A 12,633-nucleotide genomic window follows, 5' to 3' on the forward strand; every position below is an offset into this window, starting at 1 on the left:
GATGTGGCGGGTGTGGGTGCGTGGGTCGCTGGTTGGGCCAGCGCGGCCGGCGCGGATGCGGCTTCCGCGGCGGAGAGTTGTGGCGAAGTGCGGTTCGTGTCGCGGGCGATCGCGTTTGGCCACAACTTTGCGGGCGCGGAGGGCTCGGCGGGCGCGGCGAGAGCGGGGCCCGCGTGGGGTGCGGGGGACGGGGCGGCCGCCGCAGCGGCCGGCGCAGGGCCGGGCTGCGCGAAGCGCCAGGCGTCGTGGATGCGGACCTCGGCACGCTCGCGGTCGAGGCGCACCTCGCGGCGCCAGGACTCGAGCTCGGCGACGTCGTAGGCGCCGGCGAGCTCCAGCTCGAGCGAGGGGGCATCCCCCGTCTGCACGTCGATGACGGTGGCGGCATGCTCGCGGCCCGTCGGCTGGCCGCGCCCGGCGACGAACGGCACGTTGTGCCACTCGCTCTGCATCGGCCACAGCTCGTAGCGGCGCTCGCTGAAGGTGCGGGCGTCGTAGCTCGGGCGACCGGCGTCGACGATGACGGGCACCCCGTCGGAGGCGACGAGGAAGCTGCCGACGTCGTTGTGGTTGTGGTGCTCGTTGTTGTGCCCGCCCTTGACTGCGACAGACAACCCAGAGGACGAGCTGTCGCGCTCGCGGGCGACGAGCATCTGGGTGGACGGGAGCCAGGTCGCGGCGGGCGTCGGGGGAGTTGACGCCCTCGCCTGCAGCCAGGCCGCATCCGTCATGCCGCGCAGTACCCGGCCGAGCCCCTCGGCCTCGACGACCGCTGGCGAATCCGGACGCCGATGGGAGGCGGCGAACCGCTGCGCGTCGAGGTCGCCGGCGCGCACCGCGGCGCGGTGGAGGGAGTGCCAGGGCTGGTCGGCGCTCGGCTTCGCCTGTCCGTCTGCGGCGTTCACGAACCAGCCGGCGCCCAGGTGCATGCGGTGGGGGAAGGCCACGGTCTCGCGGAGCGCCCGGATGCTCGGCACGGGGTCGAGGCGGCCGCCGGTCGCGGAGGTGAGCAGGTCGAGGGCCTCGAGCAGGCGGCAGGCGCCGTTCCACCAGTAGGCGTAGCCCTCGTCGATGGCGCCGTCTTCTGGGAGCACGGCGACGTACCGGTCGAGTCCCTCGATGACGAGCGCGAGGATGCGGGCGCGCTCGTCGGCCTCCGTCGGGTCGTCGAGCAGGCGCAGCGCGGCGACGAGCACGTTGCCGTGGATCCACGGGTTCCAGTTGTGGGCGTCGCCGTCGAGGCCGAGCCAGTGCCAGTCGCGGCGGCGCGTGAACGGCTCGAAGACCCGCACGCGCGCCTCGTGGCGGATGCGGGCTCGCACGCCGGGGTAGCGGGCGTCGAGCTGGTCGCCGAGCAGCTGGTCGATCCAGGCGAGCTGGCCCACGACCTCGCCTGCTCCGAGGTCGAGGTACGGGTCGGTGACGGTGGCGAGGACCGAGCCGTGGCGCTGGAGCGTGTCGTCGTGGGCGGGCCAGCACCAGGAGCTCTGCTCGCAGAGGAGGGTGATGCCGTCGACGACGTCGCCGAGCATCGCCGGGTCGGCGGTGGCGGCCACGGCGACGCGGGTGAGGCGCTCCTGCCGCGCGAAGGCGGGCGTCTCCCAGGCGAGGCGGTCGCCGTCGCCGTGGTAGCGGGCGGCGTCGCTGGCGAGCGGCTGCGGCCAGGGGGTGCCGCGCTCAGTGCGGGCGCGCGCACTCAGGGCGGCGAGTGTCATCGGATCTGGTCCGTCCGGCTGCCACGAGGATGCGGGTGGCACGGGCAGGGCGTCGCTCGGGTCGGCGAGTATCGCGCGGAGGGCGGCTGCGAGATCGAGGTCGCCTCGAAGCCCGAGCTGCGCCGTGAAGGCGTGCAGCAGGGGAGCGCGAAGCGTCGGCCTAGGCCTGGTGTCTGTCATCGTTGACCTCTTTCACAAATCGATCGTAAACGATCATGCACGATCATAACCGCATTGTTGTGATCGAGAATGATTGCTACGCTCGGAAATGTCACCACCCCGAGGAGACGGTTCACCCTCCCTCGGACGGCAATTCAAAGGAGAATCCGTGTCCACTGCATTCACGCCCGCGTCGCCCGCCACCGCGGCGCAGTCAGCGTCGCAGTCGGCATGGACCCGCGACGACTGGACCGGCTACGCCGACCGCCTTCTTGCCGGAGCCATGGCCTGGGCCTCACCGGGCAAGGCGCGCATCACGCCTCCCGGCGCCGAGGGCGGCTACGGCCACGACATCGACGGCCTCGAGGGCTTCGCACGCACCTTCCTCCTCGCAGGATTCCGCATCGCCGGGGAGCGCGGTCAGGGCGTCGACGAGCTGATCTCCTTCTTCTCCGAGGGCATCCGAACCGGTGTCGACCCCGAGGCCGCGGACCGATGGGTGCGGCTCGAGGAGCACCCCCAGGCGAAGGTCGAGGCGGCGTCGCTCGCCCTCATCCTCGACCTCACCCGTCCCTGGATCTGGGACTCGCTCGACGAGCTCACGCAGCAGCGTGTCGTCGACTACTTCGCTCCCGCCGTCGGCGACGACACCTACCCGCGCACCAACTGGCTGTGGTTCCGCCTCGTCGTCCAGACCTTCCTCCGCTCGGTCGGCGGCCCGTGGTCGCCCGAGGACGTCACCGCGGACCTCGCGCTGCACGACTCGTTCGTGCGTGCCGACGGGTGGCTGTCCGACGGGGAAGAGCGCTCCTACGACCACTACGTCGGCTGGGCGCTGCACATCTACCCGGTGCTCTGGGCCCGGATGCGCGGCGCCGACGAGCTGGCAGGCGACCGCCTGGCGGGCGACGTCGCCGCGCTCGACCGCTTCCTGCAGGACGCCGTGCACCTCATCGGCGGCGACGGCTCGCCCCTGCTCCAGGGCCGCAGCCTCATCTACCGCTTCGCGGCGGCTGCCCCATTCTGGGTCGGCGCGCTCGCGGAGGTCCCCTCCGTGTCGCTCGGCGCCCTTCGGCACGCGGCCGAGAAGGTCGTCACCCACTTCGACGAGCGCGGTGTTCCCGATGAGCGCGGCCTCCTCACGATGGGCTGGCACGGCGAATGGCGGCAGCTCGCGCAGGCCTACTCCGGGCCGGCCTCACCGTACTGGGCCTCCAAGGGACTCCTGGGTGTGCTGCTTCCCGCCGACCACCCCGTCTGGGCCGCCGAGGCCGAGCCACTCCCGGTTGAACAGGGCGACTTCGTGCGCACGATCGCGGCCCCCGGCTGGGTGGTCACCGGCACGAGCCGCGACGGCATCGTTCGCATCGCCAACCACGGCACCGACCACGCGAAGCCGAACACCCTCGTCGGCGACTCACCCCTCTACGCCCGCCTCGCCTACTCGAGTGCAACGAGCCCGCTGCTCGACGACCTCGCCTGGCACGAGCCCCTCGAGCAGTCGGTGGCGCTCGTCGACGGAACCGGCACGGCCACCCACCGCGCCGCGATGGAGCTCCTCAGCACGAGCGAGGACGGCGCCGCCGGAGTGGCCGCATCCACCTGGCTCGCCCACACGCTGCAGCCAGCACTGAAGCAGCAGCGTCACGGTTCGGGCCTCGACGGTGACGCGAGCGTCATCGCGCGGCTCACGGTCGTCTCCGTCGTCCGCGGCGCCGAGGAAGTGCGCCTCGCCCGGGTCACCGACACCGAGGCAGGGGTCGACGGGGCCGACTGGCGGCTCCGCTGGGGCGGCTGGCCCGTCACGAGCCGACAGGACGCGCAGGTCACGAGCGCGCTCCGCGGGCTGACGGCCGGCACGACGGCCCGGACCGTGACGAGGACGGATGCGAGCCCGCTCGGCGCATCCACCCGGGTCCCGATCCTCGACGCCCCCGTCGAACCGGACACCTGGGTCGCCGCGCACCTCACCCTCGCGGGCGCAGACCACACCCCCAGCAGCACCACCGGCGTCGAGCTCACCGAAGAGCGAGCCGCCATCACCTGGTCAGACGGAGCCCACAGCGCCGTCGACCTCACCAACTACCGCCTCTCGTAGCCCGGGCGTCGGTTCTCAGAGATTCGAAGCGGATCTCGTTCATTGCAGCAAAGGAGCAGCACCATGAAGAAGCGCACCATGATCGCCACTGCGGGCCTCGCCGCCGCCGCACTGGCCCTCACCGGATGCAGCGGCGGCGGGAGCGTCGACCCTGACGGCCCCATCACGCTGTCGGTGTCGGGCTGGAGCGTCGCATCCACCCCCGAGTTCCAGCTGCTCGCAGACGGCTTCACGGAGAAGTACCCCGACGTGACCGTCGAGGTCGTCGACTACGACCCCGCCGAGTACAACACCCTCATCACCGCGGACCTCGCGGCGGGCTCCGGGCCGGACATCATCACCCAGAAGGAGATCAAGTTCGTCACGACCTTCCAGGAGGGCGGACAGCTCCTCGACGTCTCCGATGTCGCGCTCCCCGAGGGCATCAGCGGTGCCGAGTCGTACAACATCGACGGCACGACGTGGGCGGTTCCCTACCGCCAGGACTCGTGGGTGCTCTACTACAACAAGGCCCTCTTCGACGCGGCAGGTGTCGCCTACCCCGACGGCAGCTGGACCTGGGATGACTACGTCGAGAACGCCGACCTCCTGACCACGAACCTCGCCGGTGCGGGTTCGACCGCCAAGGGCGCTCACCAGCACAGCTGGCAGTCGACCGTGCAGGGCTTCGCGAACGCGCAGGCCGGCGGCGACATCTTCAGCGGCGAGTACGACTACTTCGCGCCCTACTACGACAAGTCGCTCAAGCTCCAGGACGACGGCGCGCAGGCCTCCTTCAACACGGTCACGGCCAACAAGCTCACCTACCAGGGCGAGTTCGGCAAGCAGAAGGCCGCGATGATCCCCATGGGCTCGTGGTTCGTCGCGACCCTCATCTCGCAGCAGGCCTCCGGCGAAGCCGACGACTTCGAGTGGGGCATCGCACCCGTCCCGCAGATGGATGCATCCACCACCGGCATGGACAACACTCCCGTCACGTTCGGTGACCCGGCAGGGTTCGGCATCAACGCCAACATCGACGAGGGCAAGACGCAGGCCGCCAAGGACTTCCTCGCCTACGCCGCGAGCGAAGAGGCGGCAACCAAGCTCGCTGGCATCGGCATCACGCCGGCGCTCCTGAGCGACCCCGTCGTCGAGGCGTACTTCGCCGTCGAGGGCGCCCCGCAGGACGAGCTCTCCGCGTTCGCCGTGCAGACGCACGAGACGCTCCCCGAGAGCCCGACCAACTCGAAGACCGCAGCCGTCCAGAACATCCTGAACGACATGCACTCCTCGATCCTCTCCGGTTCCAAGTCGGTGCAGGACTCCATCGCTGAAGCCGAAGGCCGAGTGGCCAACGAAGTCGGCCTCGACTAACCCCCTTGCCGTCGGTCGGCCGGTGCTCTCTCACCGGCCGACCGGCACCCTCTCTCCAGGAGAATCATGACCACCACCACGGAACCGACGCCGCCGTCGGCAGCCCCGCCGGAGTTGACAGCCGAGGCGCGCAAGCAGCGCAACCGCCTGCGAAGGAAGACCACCCTCGTCGGGTGGAGCTTCATCCTGCCGAACTTCATCGGGTTCGCGACGCTGACGCTCGTGCCCGTCATCGTGATGTTCTACATGTCTCTCACGAACTGGAACATCTTCGGCACGTCCACGTTCATCGGCTTCGACAACTTCACCCGACTCTTCAACGACGGCAGCTTCCAGGTCGCCTTCGGCAACACCATCTACTACTCGGTGCTGCACATCCCGCTCACGATCGTCGTGTCGCTGAGCCTCGCCCTGCTGCTCAACAACAAGCTCCGCGGCGTCGCGTTCTTCCGCACCGCCGCGTTCTTCCCCTACATCACGTCGATCGTCGCGATCGCGCTCGTCTGGAACCTGCTCTTCAGCCCGGACTTCGGCCCCATCAACGAGGGCCTGCGCCTCATCGGCATCGACAACCCGCCAGGCTGGCTCACCTCCACGGAGTGGGCGATGCCGGCGGTGGTCATCATCAGCACGTGGCGCGACATGGGCTACTACATGGTGCTCTTCCTTGCGGCCCTCCAGACGGTGCCGCCCGAGCTGCACGAGGCCGCCCGAGTCGACGGCGCCAACGCCTGGCAGCGCTTCTGGAACGTGACCCTCCCGTGCCTGCGCCCGACCATGTTCTTCGTCACCGTCATGCTGACGATCAACTCCTTCAAGATCTTCGACCTCATCCTCGTGCTCACCGAGGGCGGGCCGGGACAGTCCACGACTGTCATCTCACAGTTCATCTACCGCAAGGGCTTCGAGGAGAACGAGTTCGGATACGCGTCAGCGGCCTCCGTCGTGCTGTTCTTCCTCTGCATCGTCGTCACGATCATCCAGTTCCTGTGGAACAAGCGGAAGGACAACTGATGTCCCAGACCATGGCAGTCGTCCTCCCGGAAGAGGACTCACGTCGCCTCCTCATCGACCCACCCGCGCACCCCGCGGCAGCCGGCAAGAAGAAGAAGGCCGGGCTCGCGAAGGCGCTGCTCTACATCGCGCTGATCATCGCCGCGGCAGCCATGCTCACGCCGTTCTTCTGGATGATCATGAGCTCCCTCAAAGACGCGAACGCGGTCTTCTCGGTGCCGGTCAGATGGATCCCCGAGGTCTTCGTCTGGCAGAACTACGTCGACATCTGGACCAAGTCGGACATCATGACCTGGATCGGCAACACGCTGTTCCTGTCGGTCACCGTCACGGCGCTGCAGGTGCTCACCGGCTCGTTCGCCGCCTACGGCTTCTCGCGAGTGAAGTTCCCCGGCCGCGATGCGCTGTTCCTGCTCTACGTCGGAACGATCGCCGTGCCGTGGCAGTCGTACATGATCCCGCAGTTCATCATGCTCTCGAACGCGAACCTCTCGAACACGCTCTGGGCGATCATCCTGCTGCAGGCCTTCGGCGCCTTCGGCGTGTTCCTCATGAAGCAGTTCTACGAGTCCATCCCCATGGAGCTCTCCGAGGCAGCACGCCTCGACGGCCTCAGCGAGTACGGCATCTGGCGGCGCATCATGCTGCCGCTCTCGATTCCCGCCATCGCCAGCCTCTCGCTGCTCACCTTCGTGAACACGTGGAACGACTACCTCGGACCGCTCATCTACCTGCGCGACCCGAGCCTCTGGACCATGCAGCTCGGTCTGAAGAACTTCGTCTCCAGCCTGTACGACGTCGACTACGGCGTGCTCTTCGCGGGGCTCACGATCTCGGTCATCCCGATCGCCATCGTCTTCCTCCTCGGCCAGCGGTACTTCGTCGAAGGCGTCGCCACGAGCGGACTGAAGGGCTGATCATGAAGCGCATCCCGCACAGCATCTACTCGACGGCGTTCAACGTCGCGTACCTCGCCCTCGGCGTGAACGCCATGCTCGCCATCATGAGCCTGCCGTTCCTCGTGCTGCTCGTGACGACGGACCCATCGCTGTCGTGGCCGCTGCTCGCGGCGAGCGCGGCACTCACGGGCCCGGGCATCGCCGGTGCATTCGCGACCTTCCGCGCGCATGCCGAGGGCGACAGCGACGTGATCCGCGCGTTCCTCCGCGGTGTTCGCCGCACCTGGAAGCGTGCACTCGTGATCTCGGCGGTCACCTCCGCCGTCGTCACGGTCGCACTCGTGGACGTGTTCGTCCTCGTTCCCACCGGCATCGGCGTCCTCATCGTCCCGCTGCTGGCCGTCGTCGCCATCCTGACGCTCGCGACCGCAGCGGTGTCGCTCGTCGCCATCACGCAGGCCGACGACACGCGCCTGCTCGTGCTGGTGCGCGCATCCCTCTTCCTCGCCGTGCGCCGTTGGCCGATGACCTTCGCGTCCTTCGCGATCGTCGCCGTCCAGGCCGCGGTGCTCACCGCGGCCCCGGCCATCGCCATCGGGCTCTCGGCCGCCGCCTGCCTCTACGTCGTCTGGGCTGGCGGCCGCTACACCCTGCAGCAGACCCCGGCACACGCCGCGGCCTGACGGACACCACGAACTCACTCGAAGGAATTCCCATGACTTTCGCGCCCGCATCCACGACCGTGGAGAACGCGCTGGCAGCGGCCACCGAAACCGTCCGACGCAACATTGTCGCGTTCGGCGCCGCCTACCCTGACGACACGACCACCGACGGCCGCTACCTGCTGCGACCCGCGACCGAGGCATTCGCCGAGGGAGCCAACCGCGGTTGGACGACGAGCTTCTGGCCGGGCATGATGTGGCTCGCCGGCGATGTCACCGGCGACGCGGCCTTCCACGAAGCCGCCCTCGCGCACGCCGCCGACTTCGAGCGCCGCCTCTACGGGGACGAGGACCTCGAGACCCACGACCTCGGATTCCTCTACTCGCTCTCGGTCGTCACCGCGTGGAAGCAGACCGGCGATGAGCGCTGGCGCACCGCCGGGGTCAAGGCCGGGGAGCGGCTCATGACGCGCTTCCTCGAGCCTGCCGGGATCCTGCAGGCCTGGGGGGACCTCAGCGACCCAGCGCAGCGTGGCCGCGCCATCATCGACAGCCTCATGAACATGCCGCTGCTCACGTGGGTCGGCGAGCAGACGGGCGACCCCCGATACGCGGATGCGGTCCGGCGCCACACGGAGCAGCTGCGCACGCAGATCTTCCGTGCCGACGACTCCACGTTCCACACGTTCTACTGGGACGCGGAGACCGGCGAGCCCCTGCGCGGGGGCACCGAGCAGGGCGCGTTCGACGAGTCGTGCTGGGCGCGCGGGGAAGCCTGGGGCATCTACGGCTTCGCGCTCAACTCGCAGGCCGTTGGCGACCCGAGGCAGCTCGAGGCTGCCTGGAGGTGCGCCGACTACTACCTCGCGCACCTGCCGAGCGACGGCATCCCCTACTGGGACCTCGTCTACACCGAGGGCAGCGACGCTCCCCGCGACAGCTCTGCCGCCGCGATCGCCGCCTGCGGGTTCTTCGAGCTCGCCGCGGTCGAGCCGGACCCCGAGCGGTCGGCGCGCGCCCGCGCAGCCGCGTACGCGCAGCTCGACGCGCTCATCGCCGAGGCCACGCCGCGGCCGGCCGAGTCCTCTGACGCGCTCCTCCTGCACGGGGTGTACGACATGCCGAAGCTCGTGGGCGTCGACGAGGGAACACTCTGGGGCGACTACTTCTTCCTGGAGGCGCTGACGCGCGCGTCGCGTCCCGACTGGCAGCGGTACTGGTGAGCGGGGGAGCAGGCGCATGAGAATCGTCACCTGGGATCGTGCCGGGCAGAGCGTGCCCGCGGCCCTCGTCGAGTCGCCAGAGGGTGATCGGCTCCTCGACCTGGCCGGTCTCGTCGCATCGACACTCGAGCTGCTCTCCGACGAGCAGCTGCTCGCGGATGCACGCGCCGCGGTCGCGTCGGCCGACGTCAGTGGCCTGCCGCTGCGCGACGGGGAGCGACTGCTCGCGCCCGTGACGCCGCGGGTGCTGCTCTGCGTCGGCTACAACTACCGCGGCCATGTGGTCGCGGGCGGGGAGGGACAGCCTGACCCCGAACGCCCCGACGTGTTCGTGAAGACCGCGAACACGCTGCTCGGACCAGACGACGCCGTCACTCTGCCCCCACAGAGCAGCGACGTGGACTACGAGGGCGAGATCGGTCTGGTCATCGGACGGGCGGCGCACGCCGTATCCGCCGAGGACGCGCTGGCGCACGTCGCCGGCTACACCCTCGTCAACGACGTGTCTGCCCGTGACTGGCAGAACCGCACCAGCCAGTGGACGCTCGGAAAGTGCTTCGACGGCTTCGCGCCGCTCGGGCCCGCCATCGTGACGGCGGACGAGATCGACGACCCCGCAGACCTGCTCGTCGAGGTCATCCGGGACGGCGAGACGACCGTGTCGCAGAGCACGTCGACCCTCATCTTCCCGTTCGCGGAGCTCGTCTCGTACATCTCGCAGTCCATCACGCTCCAGCCGGGTGACGTCATCGCGACAGGCACCCCGCAGAAGCTGCCAGATGCACTCCGCGACCACCGCGCCGTCGCCGACGGCGACTCGGTGCGCATCCGAGTCGAGGGGATCGGCGAGCTCACGACGGTGTTCGCGAGCTAGGTCGTCTCGGCGGCACGGGAGATCACGCGAAGGTCCCGGCAGCGAGGCTCACGCCGCCGATGACGACGCTCAGGCTGCCCAGCGTCGCCAGGATCACGCTGAGCGCCTGCAGCCTGCGCTTCGAGGAGTCCTGCCGTCGAGCTGCGAGCACCGCCGCCACGATCATGAGCGCGAAGAGCGCAGCACCGCAGGCGAGGAGCATCCACCCGACGAGCTGCAGGACCGTGTCTGGCTGGTGAACCACGCAGCGACCGTCGCCTGTCCGGCCTACGCCGACGCCGGGCGGTCGGCGGCGCGTGCATCGGGGGATGGGCCGCGGGGCGTGGTGGGGGACACCGGCACTCCTTCGTGGTGAGGCCAACAAGCCTAGGCGCGGCCCTCTTCTCGAGAGAGGTTCTCGAGGTGAAAGGCGAGGTGAAATCGACGTGGATGCACACAGAACCGAGATCTGCCGTGGAGCATGATGACGTCATGCGCGTCTCTCCAGCAGCTCTGCTCCTCGTCGTGAGTGTGTTCGTCCTCAGCGGATGCGCGCAGGGCGGGGTGGTGGAATACACCGGGTCGTACGTGCCCCTCCCGCCGACAAACGGCACCTTCGACTACCAGCTCGGCGAGCCGTACGAGATCGACGGTGGCCTCGACGTCGTCGCCCGAGACTCCACTGCCGCCCCCGACTCCGGGGCGTACAGCATCTGCTACGTGAACGGCTTCCAGACGCAGCCCGGGGAATCTGCCACCTGGCTCGACGAACGCAGCGAGCTGCTGCTCCACGACGACGCCGGTCAGCCGGTCGTCGACCCGGACTGGCCCGACGAGTACATCCTCGACCCGTCGACGGCCGAGCAGCGCGACGGCATCCTCGCCGTGATGGCCCCGATCATCACGGGCTGCGCCGAGTCGGGCTTCGACGCCGTCGAGATCGACAACCTCGACACCTTCACGCGCTTCGACGCGTCCACGAGCGGTGGGGGAGACGGCATCGACGAGAGCGGGGCGCTCGAGCTCGCGGCGGCATACGTCGAAGCCGCCCACACTGCTGGTCTCGCGATCGGGCAGAAGAACGCGGCAGAGCTCGCCGATCGCGGCCGAGCCGAGCTGGGCTTCGACTTCGCCGTCGCGGAGGAGTGCGGTGTGTACGGGGAGTGCGCCGCGTACTCGAGCGCCTACGGCGATCTCGTCCTGCAGATCGAGTACACCGATGCTCTCGCAGGAACACCTGAGGAGGTCTGCGCTGACGACAGCCGCGCGCCGCTCACGGTCATCCGCGACCGTGATCTCCTCGCACCGGACGTGCCGGACTACTTCCGGATGCAGTGCTGAGTCCTCCTCCGCGCCTGGAGGTCAGTCCCCGTCGGGGGAGTCCCTCAGACCAGGGCCGACCCCGACGCGTTCTCGGAAGCGTCCTCAGACGAGCTCTCCGGGCCATCCTCCGAGGTCGGCTGTGCGCCCTGGACTCCTCCGGTCTGCGCCTCGGCCTGACCTGACTCTTCTGCGCTTGCCCGGCGGAACATGCGGAGATTCCTGAACCCGCTGTAGGCGGCTGCGGCCTTCAAATCCTGCACCGTCGGGTCGCCTGTTCCGAGGAAGTCCTCCGCCAACGCGAGACGGGTCTCGCGCAGGAGCCTCGCGGGCGTCGTGCCAGTCTCCCTGAACACCCTGTGCAGGTGCGACTGCGAGATGCCCAGCTGCTGGCCGAGATCGACCACCGAGAAGTTCGCGTCGTGGGCCTGCTCCGCGATCAGCCGGTGCGCGCGCATCAGCAGGGTCTTCGAGGGGCCGGCCACGGTGCTCTCGCGAATCGACGAGCGCAGCACGGCGATCACCAGGTTCTCGATCGCGGTCCGCCAGGCGGGGAACCCCGGGTTGTCCTCGTCGATCGAGCCGTCAAGCGATGCCATGGCGGCGCTGGTCAGGACCTTGCGCAGGTGCGCGTTCGGTGTGCGCGGGCCGGTGTAGTTGAGCTCGTTCCCGAGCACCGCCTTGATCTTCGACCGTCGTATCCCGAACAGAAGTCGAGTCGAGGCGTCCGAGGATTCGACGCGCATGGGCTCCGAGGACTCGTGGACGTAGAACGGCGACGGCACGGAACCCTCGGACTCGTTCTGACCGTTCAGCCTCGACGTGCCGCGCATCGCGAAGCTCAGGAAGACCAAGCCGTTGTCGTCCTGGGGGCGCGGCTTGATCTGGACCACCATCGGGGTCACCCAGATGCGGCCGATGACGATCGTGGGGCACGTCGCGAGGTCGGCGAAGATCTTCACTTCGCCGTCCGCTGAGACGACCTGGAGGCCACGTGACTGGAGCCAATCGACGGCCCTCTCACCACGAAGTGCGACATCGAGCTCCGAGATCACGCCTGTCATCTCCTTTCCGACTCACATCACGGCGGGCTTCGGTGGAACGGGGAGAACCCCTGCTGTGACCGCGGAAGGATCTGCGGGTTGAACGAAGCTGTATCGAGTCTCACTCTTTGCCGCATCACCAGAAAATACGTCGCACTTTTCGGCGGGAGATGCCATGTTCTGGCGATTGTCGTGGACTGCTGCTCGGGTCTCGCGACGGAGACGTGCTTCAGTCCCGAGCATGTGCCTCGGACATGTTGGTGTTCGCAGACTCGGGCGGATTCGGTGATG

The 12,633-nt window shown here is 68.9% G+C and carries 11 protein-coding genes; 8 read left to right on the forward strand and 3 right to left on the reverse strand.

What is annotated here, in order from left to right:
* On the reverse strand, window positions 1-1,895 hold a 1,895-nt coding region (locus C5B99_RS03160; RefSeq protein WP_104240344.1), incomplete at its 3' end, for a heparinase II/III family protein.
* Window positions 1,896-2,043: 148 nt separating this feature from the next.
* Between C5B99_RS03160 and C5B99_RS03165 the strand changes: the two genes are divergently transcribed.
* The 7 genes from C5B99_RS03165 to C5B99_RS03195 all read left to right on the forward strand — a co-directional run bounded on the left by C5B99_RS03165 (window position 2,044) and on the right by C5B99_RS03195 (window position 10,000).
* Window positions 2,044-3,972 carry a DUF2264 domain-containing protein gene (locus C5B99_RS03165; protein ID WP_258063022.1) on the forward strand — a complete coding sequence of 643 codons (1,929 nt, stop codon included), beginning with the start codon at window positions 2,044-2,046 and terminating at the stop codon, window positions 3,970-3,972.
* A 63-nt stretch (window positions 3,973-4,035) separates the two neighbouring features.
* Window positions 4,036-5,328 (forward strand): extracellular solute-binding protein, encoded by a 1,293-nt coding sequence (locus tag C5B99_RS03170; RefSeq protein WP_104240346.1) that lies wholly within the window; start codon window positions 4,036-4,038, stop codon window positions 5,326-5,328.
* Window positions 5,329-5,394: 66 nt separating this feature from the next.
* Window positions 5,395-6,342, forward strand: a complete 948-nt coding sequence (locus C5B99_RS03175; RefSeq protein ID WP_104240347.1) for a carbohydrate ABC transporter permease — start codon at window positions 5,395-5,397, stop codon at window positions 6,340-6,342.
* The gene (locus C5B99_RS03180) at window positions 6,342-7,259 is read left to right on the forward strand and encodes a carbohydrate ABC transporter permease (RefSeq protein WP_228496633.1); all 918 of its coding nucleotides are present in this window, start codon (window positions 6,342-6,344) and stop codon (window positions 7,257-7,259) included. The genes C5B99_RS03175 and C5B99_RS03180 overlap by 1 nt, the downstream gene beginning before the upstream one ends.
* 2 nt (window positions 7,260-7,261) lie before the next feature.
* Window positions 7,262-7,924, forward strand: a complete 663-nt coding sequence (locus C5B99_RS03185) for a ferredoxin-NADPH reductase (RefSeq protein ID WP_104240348.1) — start codon at window positions 7,262-7,264, stop codon at window positions 7,922-7,924.
* Between the two features lie 32 nt (window positions 7,925-7,956).
* A complete protein-coding gene (locus C5B99_RS03190) occupies window positions 7,957-9,126 on the forward strand; it encodes a glycoside hydrolase family 88 protein (protein WP_104240349.1) in 1,170 nt (389 codons plus the stop codon).
* Between the two features lie 16 nt (window positions 9,127-9,142).
* A complete protein-coding gene (locus C5B99_RS03195) occupies window positions 9,143-10,000 on the forward strand; it encodes a fumarylacetoacetate hydrolase family protein (RefSeq protein ID WP_104240350.1) in 858 nt (285 codons plus the stop codon).
* Between the two features lie 22 nt (window positions 10,001-10,022).
* On the opposite strand, the gene C5B99_RS03200 is transcribed toward C5B99_RS03195, so the two are convergent.
* A complete protein-coding gene (locus C5B99_RS03200; protein ID WP_104240351.1) occupies window positions 10,023-10,244 on the reverse strand; it encodes a hypothetical protein in 222 nt (73 codons plus the stop codon).
* A 227-nt stretch (window positions 10,245-10,471) separates the two neighbouring features.
* Between C5B99_RS03200 and C5B99_RS03205 the strand changes: the two genes are divergently transcribed.
* Entirely contained in the window at window positions 10,472-11,320 is an 849-nt protein-coding gene (locus C5B99_RS03205) for an endo alpha-1,4 polygalactosaminidase (protein ID WP_104240386.1), read from the forward strand.
* Between the two features lie 44 nt (window positions 11,321-11,364).
* Here C5B99_RS03205 and C5B99_RS03210 read toward each other — a convergent pair whose 3' ends face one another.
* Window positions 11,365-12,363, reverse strand: coding sequence for an AraC family transcriptional regulator (locus C5B99_RS03210; protein ID WP_104240352.1), 999 nt, complete (start codon window positions 12,361-12,363; stop codon window positions 11,365-11,367).
* Window positions 12,364-12,633: the final 270 nt, after the last annotated feature.

The sequence above is a fragment of the Pseudoclavibacter sp. Z016 genome (genome assembly GCF_002931215.1).
Classification (GTDB): domain Bacteria; phylum Actinomycetota; class Actinomycetes; order Actinomycetales; family Microbacteriaceae; genus Pseudoclavibacter.